The 16,774-nt window shown below is 36.9% G+C and carries 18 protein-coding genes; 14 read left to right on the top strand and 4 right to left on the bottom strand.

Going from position 1 to position 16,774, the window contains the following annotated elements; translation table 11 throughout:
* Window positions 1-21: 21 nt before the first annotated feature.
* The 14 genes from RT41_RS05120 (at window position 22) to RT41_RS05055 (ending at window position 13,543) form a co-directional block, all read left to right on the top strand.
* Entirely contained in the window at window positions 22-1,026 is a 1,005-nt protein-coding gene (locus RT41_RS05120) for a GNAT family N-acetyltransferase (RefSeq protein WP_096817934.1), read from the top strand.
* Window positions 1,027-1,308: 282 nt separating this feature from the next.
* The gene (locus tag RT41_RS05115; RefSeq protein WP_096817932.1) at window positions 1,309-2,397 is read left to right on the top strand and encodes a DUF871 domain-containing protein; all 1,089 of its coding nucleotides are present in this window, start codon (window positions 1,309-1,311) and stop codon (window positions 2,395-2,397) included.
* Window positions 2,398-2,626: 229 nt separating this feature from the next.
* Complete coding sequence (locus RT41_RS05110; protein WP_096817930.1) at window positions 2,627-4,129, top strand: PTS sugar transporter subunit IIC; 1,503 nt, start codon at window positions 2,627-2,629, stop codon at window positions 4,127-4,129.
* An 86-nt stretch (window positions 4,130-4,215) separates the two neighbouring features.
* Window positions 4,216-4,425: a hypothetical protein gene (locus tag RT41_RS05105; protein WP_054639789.1), complete on the top strand. Its 210-nt coding sequence runs from the start codon at window positions 4,216-4,218 to the stop codon at window positions 4,423-4,425.
* Window positions 4,422-4,616: a hypothetical protein gene (locus tag RT41_RS05100; RefSeq protein WP_096817928.1), complete on the top strand. Its 195-nt coding sequence runs from the start codon at window positions 4,422-4,424 to the stop codon at window positions 4,614-4,616. The genes RT41_RS05105 and RT41_RS05100 overlap by 4 nt, the downstream gene beginning before the upstream one ends.
* 134 nt (window positions 4,617-4,750) lie before the next feature.
* Window positions 4,751-4,963 carry a hypothetical protein gene (locus RT41_RS05095; RefSeq protein WP_096817927.1) on the top strand — a complete coding sequence of 71 codons (213 nt, stop codon included), beginning with the start codon at window positions 4,751-4,753 and terminating at the stop codon, window positions 4,961-4,963.
* Between the two features lie 159 nt (window positions 4,964-5,122).
* A complete protein-coding gene (locus tag RT41_RS05090; protein ID WP_096817926.1) occupies window positions 5,123-6,559 on the top strand; it encodes a glycoside hydrolase family 1 protein in 1,437 nt (478 codons plus the stop codon).
* A gap of 111 nt (window positions 6,560-6,670) precedes the next feature.
* Complete coding sequence (locus tag RT41_RS05085; RefSeq protein WP_054639788.1) at window positions 6,671-7,123, top strand: dUTP diphosphatase; 453 nt, start codon at window positions 6,671-6,673, stop codon at window positions 7,121-7,123.
* Between the two features lie 69 nt (window positions 7,124-7,192).
* Window positions 7,193-8,542, top strand: a complete 1,350-nt coding sequence (locus tag RT41_RS05080) for a bifunctional metallophosphatase/5'-nucleotidase (RefSeq protein WP_096817924.1) — start codon at window positions 7,193-7,195, stop codon at window positions 8,540-8,542.
* 46 nt (window positions 8,543-8,588) lie between these two features.
* Window positions 8,589-9,422, top strand: coding sequence for a YutD family protein (locus RT41_RS05075; RefSeq protein WP_096817922.1), 834 nt, complete (start codon window positions 8,589-8,591; stop codon window positions 9,420-9,422).
* Window positions 9,423-9,519: 97 nt separating this feature from the next.
* Window positions 9,520-10,623: a dual-specificity RNA methyltransferase RlmN gene (rlmN, locus tag RT41_RS05070; RefSeq protein ID WP_096817920.1), complete on the top strand. Its 1,104-nt coding sequence runs from the start codon at window positions 9,520-9,522 to the stop codon at window positions 10,621-10,623.
* 157 nt (window positions 10,624-10,780) lie between these two features.
* Window positions 10,781-11,392 (top strand): nitroreductase family protein, encoded by a 612-nt coding sequence (locus tag RT41_RS05065; RefSeq protein ID WP_096817918.1) that lies wholly within the window; start codon window positions 10,781-10,783, stop codon window positions 11,390-11,392.
* A 207-nt stretch (window positions 11,393-11,599) separates the two neighbouring features.
* On the top strand, window positions 11,600-12,586 hold the full coding sequence (locus RT41_RS05060; RefSeq protein WP_096817916.1) for a polyprenyl synthetase family protein: 987 nt from the start codon (window positions 11,600-11,602) through the stop codon (window positions 12,584-12,586).
* Between the two features lie 54 nt (window positions 12,587-12,640).
* Window positions 12,641-13,543: a prenyltransferase gene (locus tag RT41_RS05055; RefSeq protein WP_096817914.1), complete on the top strand. Its 903-nt coding sequence runs from the start codon at window positions 12,641-12,643 to the stop codon at window positions 13,541-13,543.
* Window positions 13,544-13,570: 27 nt separating this feature from the next.
* On the opposite strand, the gene RT41_RS10440 is transcribed toward RT41_RS05055, so the two are convergent.
* The 4 genes from RT41_RS10440 to RT41_RS05040 form a co-directional block, all read right to left on the bottom strand.
* Entirely contained in the window at window positions 13,571-13,708 is a 138-nt protein-coding gene (locus RT41_RS10440; RefSeq protein WP_180752684.1) for a hypothetical protein, read from the bottom strand.
* Window positions 13,709-13,840: 132 nt separating this feature from the next.
* Window positions 13,841-14,029 carry a hypothetical protein gene (locus RT41_RS05050; protein ID WP_054639786.1) on the bottom strand — a complete coding sequence of 63 codons (189 nt, stop codon included), beginning with the start codon at window positions 14,027-14,029 and terminating at the stop codon, window positions 13,841-13,843.
* The gene (gene feoB, locus RT41_RS05045; protein WP_096817912.1) at window positions 14,016-16,091 is read right to left on the bottom strand and encodes a ferrous iron transport protein B; all 2,076 of its coding nucleotides are present in this window, start codon (window positions 16,089-16,091) and stop codon (window positions 14,016-14,018) included. Before feoB ends, RT41_RS05050 begins: the two co-directional genes overlap by 14 nt.
* Before the next feature lie 12 nt (window positions 16,092-16,103).
* Window positions 16,104-16,571: a ferrous iron transport protein A gene (locus RT41_RS05040; RefSeq protein WP_096817910.1), complete on the bottom strand. Its 468-nt coding sequence runs from the start codon at window positions 16,569-16,571 to the stop codon at window positions 16,104-16,106.
* Between the last annotated feature and the right edge of the window lie 203 nt (window positions 16,572-16,774).

The following is a 16,774-nucleotide window of genomic DNA, read 5'->3' as shown; positions in this document are numbered from 1 at the left end:
AAATTATGATAGAATGAACTTATGAATACGAATACAAAAAATAGAAATGAATTATTAGAACTCGCAAAATATGCCTTTCATAAGCCAGTTACAGGGGGAGATGAAGCATTCTTTGCACTTCTTGAATTTGCCAAAGCTTATCAACATATGGAAGAGAATCAATTAACCTCAATGGTAATTGACATTCCGTTTGATGTTTTCTGGAAAAATGAAAAGCTAAAAATGTCAGGGATCGGATATGTCGCAAGCTATCCAGAATTTCGAGGAAATGGGGCAATTCGCAATCTTATGACAAAATTGTTACAAGATGAGTATAAAAAAGGAACGGCTTTAAGTTATTTGGCTCCGTTTTCTTATACTTTTTATGAAAAATTTGGCTATGCTTACAGTTTTGATCGAAAAGTCTATGAGTTACCCGCTGAGAATTTTCCCAGTGGCCGCAAGACTGACGGAAAAATTAGGCGTGTCACTCTAGCAGAGGGATTAGAACAACTAGAATTAATCCATTCACAGGCTGAAAATGAGGGAAGTATGTCAAGAGCTCCTCATGTTTGGGAATATTACTTTCATTACAAATCAAAACCAAATTTTGCTATTTATGAAGAAAATGGTCGTCCGATGGGGTATTTGATTTATGAATTTAAGGGTTCGACTTTTGTTATCCGGGAACTTATTAGCCTTTCGAAAAATGCGAAAGACGCTATTTATCGCTTTATTGCAAGCCATGCGAGTGGATTTGATAAAATGAGCTGGGTCACAACACCGAGGGAAAGATTTGAATATGATGTTCAAGAACCGGCGGCTTTAACAATCACCCAAGAGCCTTATATGATGGCTCGGATTATCAACTTGGACGAATTCATCAAAGTAAATGGAGAACCAGACTTCGCTGTGGAAATAATTGATGAACAGATTCCTGAAAATAATCGGATCTTTGGGAGTGGACAACCTGTTAAAATGACAATTGGTGCGTTTACCGCTGAAATCTTAAGAAAAAATGGAGCAATCTTACGCGAGTATTTTTAAATTTTGATTACAGAATGTTTAATAGTTTGTAATATCACATAATTGGTATAGACATAAAATGCTATCATTATCATTTTTCACTTAAAATGGCATATAAATATAGTTTATAAAATACAAAAGATATGTTTCATTGTGTGAAATATATCATTTTTTCTTAGAAAAGCGCTTGCATTTTTACTTTGAAACCCTTATCATAGAGTTGAAGGTCATTTGAAAAACAAATGAAATTTAAGAAATAATAGAGAGGAAATAAATTTGTTCTTACAAATTTATTAGAGAAAAATGGGAAAATTAGGAATTTCAGTCTATCCAGAACGTTCGACTTATGAACAAGATAAAGCATATCTCGATCTTGCCCACAAATACGGATTTAAACGGGTTTTTACCTCACTTTTAGAGATTAAAGGTGATAAAGAAGAAGTACTCTCTGGTTTCAAAAAAGTTGTTGACTATGCGAATAGTCTTGGCATGGAAGTCATGATTGACATCAACCCTGGCTTGTTCACTCAACTTGGAATTAGTTACGATGATTTATCTTTCTTCCACGATTTGGGAGCGGATGGGATTCGCCTTGATCTTGGTTTCACTGGTGCTGAGGAAGCTCGTATGACTCGTAATCCTTATGGGATTAAGGTTGAAATTAATATGAGTCAAGGAACAACATATGTTGATTCCATAATGGATTATTCACCAGACTCTGAAAAATTACTAGGAAGTCATAATTTTTATCCTCATCGTTATTCAGGACTTGAATATCAATTTTTCTTGTCATGCACTGAAAAATTTAAAAACTATAACTTAAATACGATGGCGTTTGTGAATTCTCATGCAGCAACATTTGGACCTTGGCCTACACAAGACGGACTCTGTACATTGGAAGATCATCGTGATCTTGATATTGCTACTCAAGTGAAGCACTATAAGATGATTGGTGGAATTGATGACATTACTGTTGCTAATGCTTATGCAAGTGAGGAAGAATTGAAAGCAATGGCTAAAGCATTTAATGCAAGTATGCCTGAGATTAAAATTGTGCCTCGTGAGACTGCCACTGAAAATGAACTGAAATGTTTATTTGAAGCGACCCATAGTTATCGAGGAGATCGATCTGCCTACATCTTACGGTCAACGATGACTCGTGTAACCTATCGTGACTTGGATTTCCCAGCTCACGATACAGATACAATTGAACGCGGCGATATTGTTATTGATAATGATGGTTACGGTCAATACAAAGGTGAAACACAAATTGCCCTCAAAACCATGAAAAATGATGGCCGTGTCAATGTTGTGGGTCGAATCTCAGATGATGAATTGTTCCTTCTTGATTTCTTGAAGCCATGGAGTAGTTTCAAGATGATTAAGGAATAATTAAAAACTTTCATTGACAATTGAGGCTTGTTTTATTAGTTGAAACATGTTTTTAAGTTCTTGATAAGCCTTGATTTTTGTTTTTGAAAGCATTATCATATTTATGTAAGCGATGTTATTTAAGCTTGCGTAAAGAAAACATTAATATTTAACTGCTAATGTTTTCCACTAAAAAAGTATCCAAATATTTTGGAAGTATTTATTATTATATCTTTATAAGGAGGATTCCATGAACGGAATTACAGCATGGATGGAGAAATACATCGTGCCAGTTGCTGCAAAAATCGGATCTCAAAAACATCTGATCGCTTTGCGTGACTCATTCATCGGTATGTTGCCTGCAACACTTGCCGGTGCGTTGGCAGCGATGATTTCTGCAATCGTCACAACTTTCCCACAATCAATCCAACAAATGATTTTGGGGGGTTCAAAATTTGCAGCTCTTGCGCCAGATAAAGTCTGGACATTAGCAAATGTACCAGTTATCGGTGACTTGAATAATATCTCAGGTTTAGTTAACCAAGGTACACTAACAGTTATCGGTATGATTTTCGCCTTTTCTTGGGGTTACAATTTGTCTCGTGCATACGGTGTCAATGACCTCGCTGGTGGTATCATTTCAGTTGCTACTTTATTCGCTGGTTTGCCAAACCAACTTGCAAAATTTACAACAGCCCTCGCTACAACTGGTGGCATGGACAAAACTTCTGGTACTTCAAAAGCCGTTGACGCTGTAAATGGTGTCCTTTCTACACAAGGTCTCGCAACTTGGAAACCAGTGTTCGCTGCAGCCCACATGGATGCTGGAGCATACTTCACTGTTATTATTATGGGTGCAATTGCCGTAATTATTTATGCTAAATTGATGCTTGCTGATATCACAATCAAGATGCCAGAATCAGTTCCACCTGCAGTTGCAAAAGCTTTCCTTGCTATCATTCCAACAATCGTTGCTTTGTACGTTGTCAGCTTGATCTACTACATCGTTGGTAAATTAACAAACGACTCTGTAATTAACTTAATTTCGAAATATATCGCTGAACCATTCCAAGTATTGTCACAAAACATCTTCTCAGTATTGATTGTAACAATCTTCGTATCAATCTTCTGGTTCTTCGGTATCCACGGTCCAAACGTGTTGTCACCTGCCCTCGATGGTATCTGGGGACCTCTTGGACTTAACAACCAAGCTCTTTACTTCAAACTTCACTCTGCAGGAATCAATGATTTGGTTTCTAAAGGTGCAATTGACAAAGCACACGCAATTAACGGTGACTTCGTTAACCTTTGGGTACGTGGATCATGGGATGCCTTTGCTTGGTTCGGTGGATCGGGTGGTACAATCACCCTTGTCCTTGCAATCTTGATCTTCTCTAAACGTCAAGACTACAAAGTGGTCAGCCGTCTCGGTCTTGCTCCTGGACTCTTCAACATTAACGAACCTGTCCTCTTCGGACTTCCTGTTGTGTTGAACCCAATCTTCGCAATTCCATTTGTTTTAGCTCCACTTGTAGCGGTTATTATCGCTTATGTAGCTACTGCTCTTCATTTGGTAAGCCCAGTCGTACTTGCTGTACCATGGGTAACTCCACCAATCTTGAATGCCTTCATGGCAACTGGATTTGACTGGCGTGCCATTATTGTTGCAATCATTAACTTGGCTGTAACATTCATCATCTGGACACCATTCGTAATCGCAGCTAACAAGATGGAAGAAACAGATTTAGACTAATTTTGATATAATGAAGACAAGGTTGGTTAAACTGGCCTTGTCTTTATTTTTATGAAATTACTCCACGAATTGAAAGGAATTCACGTATGATATTTTTAAATCTTGCACAAATGCAAGACCAAGTTGTTCGACTTTTAGAAGAAAATGGTTTCCATTTTGTGAAAAAGGCAGGGTTGAAACATTATTTTGAAACACCAACAAACAATTTGGAAGATGATGCACGTCGAGCAAAAGAATTAATAAAAGCTCAACCTTACGGTTCGGTACTGTATTTTAATGTGGAGGTGGTCAAATGAGCACATGGGGAATTGCCGTCATCAGTCTCGGCTTATTGTTAATAGCCTATCAAAACTGGTTTGGACTACTGATTATCATTGTGGGCGCAGTTATGATTCTCGTTTCTCGGAATCAAAAGAAAAAAGCGGATCAATTAGCTGAAGAAGTAATTGAAAATCAAAAGAACGAAAAAATTAAATCACGTAAATAAGTTCCATTTATTGAAAAAGTGATATTTTAAAACTGTTAAAAAATTGATATAATGAGCATAGGGAAATTTTTTAAACTAATGCTTCTGTTTTTGTCAGAAATGACGACAAAAACGAATTGAAAGGACATTTTAATATGATTATTGTAAATCTTGCACAAAAACAAAAAGAAATTATTGAACTTTTGGAAGCAAATGGTTACACATTTGTAAAAAAACAAGCTTTGAAACACTATTTTGAAGTTCCAGCAGGTGTTACAGACTTGGATGAAGAAGTTAAAAAAGTGAAAGCCTTGATTAAAGAAAGCGAATGGGGACAAGTTTTGTTCTTTAATGTAATAGCCGGATAAAATAAAGAAACCTGTCAGTACTGACAGGTTTCTTTGATCAATTAAAAACATATTTCAAATGTTGTAACAGATATAAGCGTTTCCATTTGGTATAATATTAGTGAAGGCAAAGTCCTTAACTTATAAAAATATGATGAGCCGTTTAGGTTTAGGAGAATTATGGAACATAAAATATTAAAATCCTTCCCAAATGATTTTCTCTGGGGGTCTGCTTCAGCAGCATATCAAGTCGAAGGTGCTCCATTTGAAGATGGGAAAAAAGCGAGTGTGTGGGACAATTTCGTACGCATTCCTGGGAAAACATTTAAAGGCACAAATGGGGATGTAGCAGTAGACCACTACCATCGATACAAAGAAGATGTCGCTTTGATGAAAGAACTCGGCTTGAAATCATACCGTTTTTCAATTGCTTGGAGCCGTATTCTGCCTGATGGACGAGGAGAAGTTAACCAAGGCGGATTGAAATTTTACGAGGATTTGATTGATGAATTAATTACAAATGGAATTGAGCCGATTGTAACTCTCTATCATTGGGATTTGCCACAGGCTTTACAAGATTTGTATGGAGGCTGGGAATCTCGCGAGGTTATTGCCGATTTCGTCAATTATTCCGAAATTTTATTCAATGCGTTCAAAGGAAAAGTCAAATATTGGGTTTCATTGAATGAACAAAATGTCTTTACAAACCAAGGCTGGGTGACTGCAACTCACCCACCTGGAAAGAAAAATCTTAAACTTTTTTATCAAGTTAATCACCATGCCAATTTGGCTAACGCAGCAGTTATTAATAAATTCCATGATATGAAAATGCCTGGACAAATTGGTCCAAGTTTTGCATACACCCCACAATATGCAATTGATAGCAATCCAATGAATGTCCTTGCAGCTGAAAATGCAGAAGAAATGTATAGTCATTTTTGGATAGATGTTTACATTTATGGTGAATATCCAATTGTTGCCTTGGCTCATTTGCGTGAGCAAGGATTGGCACCTGAATTTGCGGATGGTGATGCTGAATTGTTGAAATCTGCTCATCCAGACTTCCTCGGTGTTAATTATTATCAAACGGCAACAAATGCATGGAATCCAGTTGACGGGGGTGTAGGTGCGACAGAATTTAATACAAGTGGTAAAAAAGGAACCACAAAAGAATCAGGTGTTCCCGGATTGCACAAAAAAGTTCAAAACCCGTTCATTGAGCGGACAAATTGGGACTGGGAAATTGATCCAGAAGGCTTACGCATCGCACTTCGACGGATCACTTCACGCTATCGTATTCCAGTCATGATTACTGAAAATGGACTTGGAGAATATGATAAACTTGAAGATGGTAAAGTTCATGACGAATACCGTATTGCCTATCTCGAAAGTCATGTTAAAGCGATAAAAGAGGCCATTACAGATGGTGCAACAGTCATTGGCTATCACACTTGGAGCTATACAGATTTACTTTCTTGGCTAAATGGTTATCAGAAACGATATGGTTTTGTCTACGTTGACCAAGATGAGAGTATGGAGGGCAGCCTCAAACGGATTCCAAAAGACTCTTATTACTGGTATCAACAGATCATTGAAACAAATGCTGAGGAACTATAAGCCAACTTGTTTTTCATCAACAATGACATTAAATTTTACATCTCAAAGCACCTTTTGGTGCTTTTTTCTATGGTATAATAAGAATAATTATTAATAGAATTGAGAATGAAAATGAAGATACGTGGATTTGAATTTGTTACAAAATATGCTGACCAAGGTCTTGATTTACCACATCGAGAGACAGAACACGCGGCTGGATATGACTTGGCAGCCGTCGAAACTGTTCATTTTGCACCAGGTGAAATAAAATTAGTTTCTACCGGTTTGAAAGCATATATGCAAGCTGGAGAAGTCCTTTACTTGTATGACCGTTCATCAAATCCAAGAAAAAAAGGGCTTGTTTTAGCAAATTCAGTTGGTGTAATTGATGGCGATTACTATGGTAATTCTGGAAATGAGGGCGAAATTTTTGCTCAAATGATGAATATTACTGACCACGCTGTTGTTATCGAAGCAGGTGAACGTGTGACGCAAGGCGTATTTATGCCTTTCTTAGTCGCTGATGGTGATGATAATGTGACAAAAACAGTTCGTACTGGGGGGTTTGGTTCGACTGGTAAATAATGAAAGTGTCAAGGTTACTTTACATGAGTAGCCTGCAAATTGCCTTGACAGATATGGTATAATTGAGCTATGAATAATCTGCGAATTCTCCACCTTAATGATTTGCATTCGCATTTGGAAAACTTTCCTGTTATTGAGCGTTTTTTTGCTGAACAAACAGCCGAATTTTCTTCTCCAAAAAACGTCTTGCGATTTGATTTAGGTGATAATATTGACCGTGTTCACCCCTTGACAGAAGCTACGAATGGTCAAATGAATGTGGCCTTGATGAATCGATTGAATTTGACTGCTGCTACGATAGGAAATAATGAAGGACTGGGGCTGACACATGAGATGTTGAGCCATCTTTATGATGAAGCAGAGTTCCCCGTTCTTCTATCAAACTTGGAAACTAATTTCGCGAAAGGTCCAATGATTTTTACGACTACATTCGGTCTTCGAGTAGGGATCATTGGCTTAACAGCTCCTTATAGATTGGCTTATCCATCTGCAGGGTGGGAATTATCTGATCCCATTTCCGTTTTAGATGACCTTTTACCACTGGACTGCGATTTTACAATTTTACTTTCACATTTGGGGAAAAATGTTGATGAAAAGATTACGGAGCGCTATGATATCGATTTAATCATTGGTGCTCATACGCATCACTTGTTTGAGCATGGCGCCATATCTAATGGGACATTGTTAGCAGCAGCTGGAAAATATGGTCAATATGTCGGGCAGATTGACCTTACTTTTAACGAAGAAAATCATCTGGTTGACCACCAAATTGAGGCTATTGCAACAAACACATTGCCAAAGTATAAATCTGATGCACTTGATATTAAGGGCTGGCAATTACAAGGCCATAAACTTTTGTCTGGAACTCAATTGGCTCAGTTAGAGCATCCAATTCCAAATCAGTATCCGCATGATGAAGCCAGTCATTTTTTAGGGGAGATTTTAACCGAAGCTAGTCAAACCGATGCTTGTATCCTCAATTCAGGCTTGATTGTTGCGGATGAAATTCCCCAAAATATCACACTTGATACTTTGCATGATCTTTTACCACATTCGATTCGTATGGTTCGTTTTACCATTACGGGATTTGAACTGCGTGAAGTGCTAATGGAAATGATTGATGTGTCGGCTTTTCTTTCAACGCAACAAATTCGGGGCATGGGCTTCCGCGGAAAAACGTTTGGACGTCTTGTTTTACATCAGTTGAAGATTGAACACGGTGAATTTTATATTCAAAAAGCTGGAGTATGGGAAAAGATTATACCTAATGAAAGCTATCAGATTGTTGTTCCAGACCAGTATTTGTTTACATGGTATTTTCCTATTCTGAAGAAAATTGGAAAATCAGAAATTATTTTTCCTTATTTCTTGCGGGAAATTGTGGCGCATAAATTAATAGAAAATGAGAAAGGACTTTGAGGCAGCACTTTTAGAACCAGCTAAAAACTGCATAAAGACAAAATAAATGCCAAAAGAGATTGACGAAAGTAAATTAAATTACAATAAATATCCAGGAGAACATGTTGTTGAATTTGAGGGGGTTGTTACTGTTGGAACAGATAAAACATTCCACTTGGTTCAAAATTTCCGAGAGGGTTTTGATGCGGAAAAATTTGAACAACGATTCTCAGAGCTTTTTGACAAGTACGACTATATTGTTGGAGATTGGGGCTTTGAGCAACTTCGGTTGAAAGGATTTTTCTCAACAAGCCGAAAAAAAATGGATGCGGCAACGAAAATAGATCATTTAGAAGACTATCTGAATGAATATTGCAATTATGGGGCACCTTATTTTGTTTTGAGACGCATTCGGACAAAGGAAAATCGGAAAAAAGAGGCCTTTAATTCTGAACGTGCGTTTGATGAGAATGATCGTCAAGCTAAATTAGATAAGCCAAAACGTCGCCGAAATCGTAACCGAAATAAAAATCGGAATAACGAAGGAGCGGAGGCTAACAGCTATGAAGTTAGAGATAAAAAAGGAAACTCTAATCTAGAAAAATCAAAAGTTCAGAATCAGAATATGTCCAAGGGGCCAAATCAAAAGTTGGATAACAAGGGCGAAAAAGGGAATCCAAAGAAGAAAGTCAATTCTGACAAACGCAAAAATAGTTTTGTCATCACTGACAATGATTCAGCGAGAGAACCTCGGAAGAAAAACGAGTCTAACAAACGCACTCGTACAAATACTAATAAGACAAATGTTGGTAATTCTAATTCGAATAAACAGAAATCAAATGGCCAAGCGACAAAACCAAAACAACAAGGTTTTGTTATTCGCACACGAGATTCTAAATGATTATGAATCATACCTTAAGTCTACTTTTTTATCCATCACAACACAGAGTTAATCATTTAAGGCAAGGATTCATATATTAACAAAACAAGGAATAAATATGAGGGCTGAAGAAAAAAAAGACGCGAAGGCATCCATCTATGGATTGACGCGTGAGAAATTGATTGACTGGGCAGTCGCAAATGACGAAAAAAAGTTTCGTGCAACACAAGTTTGGGATTGGCTTTATCGTAAACGAGTTCAAACATTTGACGAGATGACAAACCTATCTAAGGAACTCATTGAGAAACTCAAAGCTGAGTTTATTATGAATCCATTAGAGCAAGTGGTGATTCAAGAATCAGAAGATGGAACGGTTAAATACTTATTTAGACTTCCGGATCAAATGATGATAGAAACCGTTCTCATGCGACAAGCCTACGGCTTATCCGTTTGTGTCACAACACAAGTGGGATGTAATATGGGTTGTACTTTTTGTGCAAGTGGGATTTTGAAAAAAGAGCGTGATGTGACAGCTGGTGAGATTGTTGCGCAAATTATGTTGGTTCAAAAATATTTTGATGAGCGTGGACTTGATGAACGTGTTTCTCATTTAGTGGTGATGGGGATTGGTGAACCATTTGATAACTACCAAAATTTGATGGATTTCTTGCACATTGTCAATGATGACAACGGATTGGCCATTGGAGCTCGACATATTACTGTTTCAACATGTGGTTATATGCCTGCTAAAATTCGTGAGTTTGCCCACGAAAATTTGCAGATTAACTTGGCGATTTCACTGCATGCACCTAATAACGAACTAAGAACTAGTCTCATGCGTATTAATCGAAGCCAACCTTTGGAAAAATTATTTAATGCCATTGACTATTATACGGATACTACTAATCGGCGCGTGACATACGAATATATCATGCTTTCGGGTATTAATGACAGTCCAGAAGTCGCACAACAATTGGCAGAATTAATTAAACCGCGAAATAAATTGGCATATGTCAACCTGATTCCCTATAATCCAGTTGCTGAGCATATCAAATATGAAAGATCAACTAAGGATGCTGTTGAACAATTTTACAATGTTTTGAAGAAGAATGGAATCAATTGTGTTTTACGTCAAGAGCATGGGACTGACATTGACGCAGCTTGTGGACAGCTTCGTTCAAAACAAATGCGAAAAGATAAAGTTCAAAAAGTAATGAACTAAGAATGGCGACTTCAAGTTGTCATTTTTTCTTTGTAACAAAGTTCTATTATATTGAATAAAAGTAACTATATTAATCAAATATTAACATTTGAAGATTTTTAAAAATGGAACTATTTGTGGTAAAATAAAAGCATTATAGAGAAGAGGGATAAATTTTATGGACTATGTAAAACTTAATAAATCACGACATGCCACCAAACATTTTGATGGTAAAAAAATTCCTACTGTTGATGTAAAACAAATTATTTCTGCGGCCAGTTTGGCACCTTCTGCGCATAATATTCAGCCTTGGCACTTCGTCATTGTTGAAAGCGATGAGAAAAGAGAAGCTTTACTTGGTGAAGTCAAAGGCCAGAATGTTGATCAAATTAAGGAAGCTGGTGCCGTTATCGTTCTCTTTAGTGATACTGATCTTGTTGAACGCTCTCGTGAAATTGCCCGCGCTGGAGCTGAAGAATTGAGTGACGAGCAGCTTGAACGTTTTAATAGTCGTTATCCTCAAATGTTTGATGAATATGACGAATTCTATGAGAGCAATTATCTTTCAATTAATGCTGGTTTAGTTACCATGAACTTAGTTTATGCGATAAAAAATCGTGGTTACGATTCAAATATTATTCTCGGCTTTCATCGGACACCAAAAATTAATGAAATTCTAGAAGTTGAACGTCGTTATCGCCCTGAATTAATTATCCCTCTTGGAAATGCAGCAGTTAAAGGTGTGGCAAGTTATCGTTTACCACAAGATAAAATCATCGAAATTCGTTAATCGACGAAAATTTGTCAGTGTTGCTTAGGAATTCTTGTTTGATTGTGTTAAGGCAATCAGGCAAGAAAATAAGCATTCTTACAAATTTTTTTTTAATCATATTATATTGTTTTGTGATGTCTTATGTAAAAAAACTTTTACAAAGCAGAATATTATAATTTTTGCTAAAATAGTTAATAGTGCGTATGACACGAGAGGATGGAATAGATGCTCAGCTTTTGGCAAGATTACCCTGAAATTCAAAACAAATTAATTGCTGTTCAAGAATTAATGGCGGAACGACTCAAGATTAATAATCAAGAGATTGAGTCAGCATTACAGAAAATGACTTCGCGAGGCGGAAAAATGGTTCGGCCTGCACTTTTTTTCTTGTTCGCTGGATTAAATTCAGATGAATCAGATCCCAAAATGCAAGAACGTTTGCTCAAAATTGCTGCATCACTCGAAATGCTCCACTCAGCAACACTTATTCATGATGATATCATTGATGATTCGCCTTTGAGACGCGGAATGCCTTCTGTTGAAGCCCAATTTGGAAAAGATGTTGCGGTCTATACAGGTGATTTTGTTTATACCATTTTCTTTGAATTGTTGATAGAAACGATGGTATCAACACCATTTTTAACAAAGAATGCTAAATCAATGAAGAAGATTTTACAAGGTGAATTGACACAAATGCAATCGGCGTTTGACGCTACTATTTCTGTCCATAAATATTTGAAAGCTATTTCCGGAAAAACGGCCGAACTTTTGAGTCTGAGCTGTTTAGAAGGAGCCTATTTTTCTGGTGCTGACAAATCAGTGCAACATTCAGCAGGCAAAATCGGTCGCGCTATTGGGTTAGCTTTTCAAGTTTATGACGACATATTAAACTTCTCTGTTGGCCTTGATGAAGAAAACAAGCCTATTCTGACTGATGTCCGTTTAGGGATTTTTACATTGCCGTTGCTTATTGCTAGAGAAAATGAACCTGCTACAATCATGCCTTTTTTGGAACATCCAGAAAAATTGACACGCGAGCAATGCCTTGATTTAGCAAAGTTGGTAGAAGAAGCTGGAGGGATTGCAGGCGCTTTATTATTTGCAAATAGCTTGACTGACAAAGCCTTAGAAGAAATTGAAAAATTACCTGCTGGTCGTAGTCGCGATATTTTATCTGAGGCGACTCAACTTTTGTTACAAAGAAAATATTAAAATGAGTTTACCTCGTTTTTTTTGTTGAGAAAATAGAAAACTAGGAGATGAAAGATGAATGTAAAAGTTTTTGCAGAATTAATTGAATTAAAGGCTAAGACTGCGAGTGTTTTCCCCTTTTTGATGGGACTTGCCTATTCACTCTATCATTACCATGTCGTTAATTTAATTCCATTATTAATTTATTTTGTCGCGATGTTTTTATTTAACTGTTTTGTGGATATTTGGGACAATTATAATGATTTTCATAATGCTGTCGATACAAATGATTATCAAAAAAATACGAATATTATTGGCCGTGAAAATTTAAGTATGGGTTTGATTAAAGGACTTCTTATTTTCTTTTTTTTCAGTTCACTATTAATCGGATTACTCGTAGCAGCAATGACTGGCTGGGAAGTTTTTGCAATTGGTTTGATTTGTTATGCAGTCGGTATTTTTTATGCCGGAGGACCTAAACCACTTTCAACTTTACCTATTGGTGAGTTTTTAAGTGGAATCACAATGGGTTATCTGATTTTTTTAATTTGTGTTTTTATTTGTGCAGGTCCTGCTTTTATCTGGAATTGGACAACGATTGGCTCGACTTTTCTCGTTGCATTGCCCAGTGTTTTACTGATTGCCAATTTGATGTTAGCAAATAATACATGCGACCTTGCAGAAGATGAATCTAACCATCGGTATACTATAGTTCACTATATTGGAAAAAAAGCGGCAGTTGATTGGTGGGAAACGTCGATTGTTTTGAGTTATGTGGCCATTATTGTTGCAGTTGTACTGAAACTTATTTCTCCAATCTTGTTATTAATGTTAATGACAGTTCCACTGATGATAAAATTTGCTCGCCCCTACGTTAAGGCACAGGTGAAAAGAGAAACTTTTATCAGTTCAGTTAAAATACTGATGGTATTTTCACTTTTTCAGGCCATTTTCATGTATCTTGGATTAATCTTTTAGCGAAAAAACCAGCATAGTGCTGGTTTTTTAGATATTTTGCTCAATTATTTGTAAAACGCCACTTTCATTGTTTGAAGGAGCAGTATGCTGTGCGATATTCAGAAGCGTTTTAGAGGTAGCATTTTTCATGACAAATGAGTTTGGCGTCATAGTTTGATTGGTCATTTAAAAAAGTGCCATCCATATCTACTGCGATTGCTTTCATCATTTACTCCTTTATGTTATTGTATCAAAAAGGCGCTTTCTAATAATGATTTTTTGTTTTTAATGATGGAACTTTAACCAAAGGCAACTACATCATTCTTCACATGAACAAGAATCTTTGTGGCTGTTTTCAAGTGTCGTAGAAATTGGAACGGCTGATTTAACTGGGCAGGTATTACTGCTACAATCTTCACAGGCACCCTTGCTATGTACGATTTTACGAATGGTTAAAGCCGTTGCAGTTAAAATTAAAGCAAGTAAAATAAAACTAGGCAAGTTCATAAGTGGGTTCCTCTCCCTTTCTGAAAATGAAATATAAACCAGTGGCAAGTGCAAACGAGGCTAGTAAGGTCATGAGTGTAAATTGACTGGATTGAATGGCAAAACCGATTTGATAAATAATAAAACTCATCATGTAGGCAACCAGTGTTTGGAAGCCTACGGCACGCATTGTCCATTTCACATCGCCCATTTCTTTATAAATCGTTGAAATTGCTGCTATACAAGGGGCACAAAGTAAATTAAAGACTAATAGAGAATAGGCAGAGAGAGGGGTGTAAGCGTGTCTGACAGCTTCCCAAAGTTGATGAGTGTTACTTGTGTCATGTGCATATAAAACGCCCATTGTCCCAACGATTGTTTCTTTAGCAACGAGCCCAGTGAGCGTTGCGACCGCTGCTCTCCATTCACCAAAGCCTAGAGGGGCAAAGAATAATGCAATAAGACGACCGAAATCAGCTAAAATGGATTGGCTCGTGGCAACATTTTGGAAGGTCCAATTGTAGTTCGAGGTGAACCATATGAGCACATTCATTGCGAAAATAATTGTACCAGCACGTTTAATAAAACTGAAGGCATGGTTGAAGGCATATTTGAGAACCGTAAAGATTTGGGGAAGGTGATATATTGGCAGTTCCATGATAAAGGCAGAAACATCACCTGCAAACATCTTTGTTTTCTTAAGAATAATGCCCGATAAGATTATCATTCCCATTCCTAGAAAATAGGCACTAGGGGCTACCCAGCTCGCTTGTCTGAAGAAAGCACCTGAAATAAGTGCAATAATTGGTAATTTTGCGGAACAAGGCATAAATGTAGTAACCATAATTGTAATTTTACGATCACGTTCTTGTTCAATTGTACGAGTCGCCATGATACCTGGAACACCACAACCTGAGGATATCAGCATTGGAATGAAAGACTTGCCAGAAAGACCAAACTTTCTAAAAATGCGATCCATAATAAAGGCAACACGTGCCATGTATCCAGAGTCTTCAAGTATTCCAAGGAGTAAGAACAAGACAAAAATCTGTGGAATAAAACCAAGTATGGCACCAATACCGGCAATAATTCCATTAAGCACAAGATCTTGAAGCCAAGGGACAATTTGAAGATGGGCCAAGATGAAACTAGCAAAGTTTGGAATCCATTGGGCAAACAAAACATTATTAATCCAGTCACTCGCAATGGTTCCAACGGTCTGAATGGATAAATAATAAACGGCCCACATGATAAGTACAAAAATAGGAAGCCCTAGCCACTTATTTGTTACAATTTGGTCAATTTTATCTGTGAGTTTAATCGATTTACCTTCTGATTCAGTGACGCAAAGTCGGACAATTTGGCTTATTAAATCATAACGCTCGTTTACGATGATCGATTCACGATCATCGTTCAATATTTTTTCAGAGATGCTGACTATATCATCGATTTCAAGCAATTGTTTTTCTGTCAGTACTGACAGGGCCAATTTGTCGCCCTCAAAACATTTGATTTGATCAAATCGACGATTTGAATGAATGACTTTTGCAATTTCAGAAAGGGCACCTTCAAGACGGTGATCATAATCCAGTGCTTGGGTTTTTGGGATTTTTTTAGCAAGATTAATTAATTCATCAAGTCCACGGTTTTTAACTGCTGAGGTTTTAACAATGGGAAGTCCGAGTCGATAGGATAACTTCTCAAGGTCAATTGATTTTCCTTCTCTTTCAACTAAGTCGCTCATGTTTAAGGCAAGCACCATTGGAATCCCAAATTCCATTAGTTGCAAGGTTAAGTATAAAGAACGTTCCAAGTTTGTTGAATCTATAATGTTGACCAAAACATCAGGTGGTGTGAGTGAAAGATAGTCACGGGTAACCTGCTCCTCGAGTGAATATGGAGAGAGGGAGTAGAGGCCAGGCAAATCTTGAATGGTGATAGTTTTGTCCTTTTTATAACGACCAGATTTTCGTTCAACGGTTACACCAGGCCAATTTCCGACTTGTTGATTACTTCCAGTTATGATATTAAAGATGCTTGTTTTCCCACTATTGGGGTTCCCTAATAAGGCAATGATTGTCATACTTTTACCACGTTAATCTACTTTTTTGTCAATAACGACTTTAATTCTATCAGCATCAATTTTTCGTAAAGATAAGGCATATCCTCTCAGATGGAGTTCCATAGGGTCGCCAAGGGGTGCCAACTTTTGGACTAGGACACTTGTTCCTCGTGTAATTCCCATGTCCATCAGTCGGCGTTTTATCTCACCAGTAGCATCAATGATTCTGACGATACCTGTTTGACCAATTTCTAATTTTGAGAGACCGACGATTTCTTCTTTAGAACGTTCTTTTTTTACAAAAATTTGTTTCAGATAAGAACTACTTAAAGCTAATCTTGCATTTTCAAGCTTAACTATTGCATTTTCACCGTTAAATGAGATTAAACTAATCGCCTTTTCTTTAATAAAGCCAAGTTCACGCAGTTTTGGCTGGTCTTTTCCAAGGATACGATCAATATAATAAATTTGTCCAACGTGAGTTTGATCAAGTGTTTGCATTTTTACTCCAAAATTAATTTATGTCAAATATATTTTACACAAATTATATCACAAAAACTTTGTGAACAATGTGCAAAACTGAAACTTTGTGCAAAATGTAACATTAAATTTTTGTTACAGGATGAAAAAAACATGTTTCTTAATATAAAACGCTTACTTTTCATAGAAATGTTATAATTTAATTAATAAACATACTGGAGGTC

This window comes from Lactococcus fujiensis JCM 16395, assembly GCF_002441655.1.
Taxonomy (GTDB): Bacteria; Bacillota; Bacilli; order Lactobacillales; family Streptococcaceae; genus Lactococcus; species Lactococcus fujiensis.
Note: the sequence above shows the minus strand (reverse complement) of the source record. Positions and strands in the feature narration are given on the sequence as shown.

Coding starts and splice junctions, on each gene's coding strand:
- RT41_RS05120 (WP_096817934.1), top strand. CDS start 22: ATGAATACGAATACAAAAAATAGAAATGAATTATTAGAACTCGCAAAA.
- RT41_RS05115 (WP_096817932.1), top strand. CDS start 1,309: ATGGGAAAATTAGGAATTTCAGTCTATCCAGAACGTTCGACTTATGAA.
- RT41_RS05110 (WP_096817930.1), top strand. CDS start 2,627: ATGAACGGAATTACAGCATGGATGGAGAAATACATCGTGCCAGTTGCT.
- RT41_RS05105 (WP_054639789.1), top strand. CDS start 4,216: ATGATATTTTTAAATCTTGCACAAATGCAAGACCAAGTTGTTCGACTT.
- RT41_RS05100 (WP_096817928.1), top strand. CDS start 4,422: ATGAGCACATGGGGAATTGCCGTCATCAGTCTCGGCTTATTGTTAATA.
- RT41_RS05095 (WP_096817927.1), top strand. CDS start 4,751: ATGATTATTGTAAATCTTGCACAAAAACAAAAAGAAATTATTGAACTT.
- RT41_RS05090 (WP_096817926.1), top strand. CDS start 5,123: ATGGAACATAAAATATTAAAATCCTTCCCAAATGATTTTCTCTGGGGG.
- RT41_RS05085 (WP_054639788.1), top strand. CDS start 6,671: ATGAAGATACGTGGATTTGAATTTGTTACAAAATATGCTGACCAAGGT.
- RT41_RS05080 (WP_096817924.1), top strand. CDS start 7,193: ATGAATAATCTGCGAATTCTCCACCTTAATGATTTGCATTCGCATTTG.
- RT41_RS05075 (WP_096817922.1), top strand. CDS start 8,589: ATGCCAAAAGAGATTGACGAAAGTAAATTAAATTACAATAAATATCCA.
- rlmN (WP_096817920.1), top strand. CDS start 9,520: ATGAGGGCTGAAGAAAAAAAAGACGCGAAGGCATCCATCTATGGATTG.
- RT41_RS05065 (WP_096817918.1), top strand. CDS start 10,781: ATGGACTATGTAAAACTTAATAAATCACGACATGCCACCAAACATTTT.
- RT41_RS05060 (WP_096817916.1), top strand. CDS start 11,600: ATGCTCAGCTTTTGGCAAGATTACCCTGAAATTCAAAACAAATTAATT.
- RT41_RS05055 (WP_096817914.1), top strand. CDS start 12,641: ATGAATGTAAAAGTTTTTGCAGAATTAATTGAATTAAAGGCTAAGACT.
- RT41_RS10440 (WP_180752684.1), bottom strand. CDS start 13,708: ATGACCAATCAAACTATGACGCCAAACTCATTTGTCATGAAAAATGCT.
- RT41_RS05050 (WP_054639786.1), bottom strand. CDS start 14,029: ATGAACTTGCCTAGTTTTATTTTACTTGCTTTAATTTTAACTGCAACG.
- feoB (WP_096817912.1), bottom strand. CDS start 16,091: ATGACAATCATTGCCTTATTAGGGAACCCCAATAGTGGGAAAACAAGC.
- RT41_RS05040 (WP_096817910.1), bottom strand. CDS start 16,571: ATGCAAACACTTGATCAAACTCACGTTGGACAAATTTATTATATTGAT.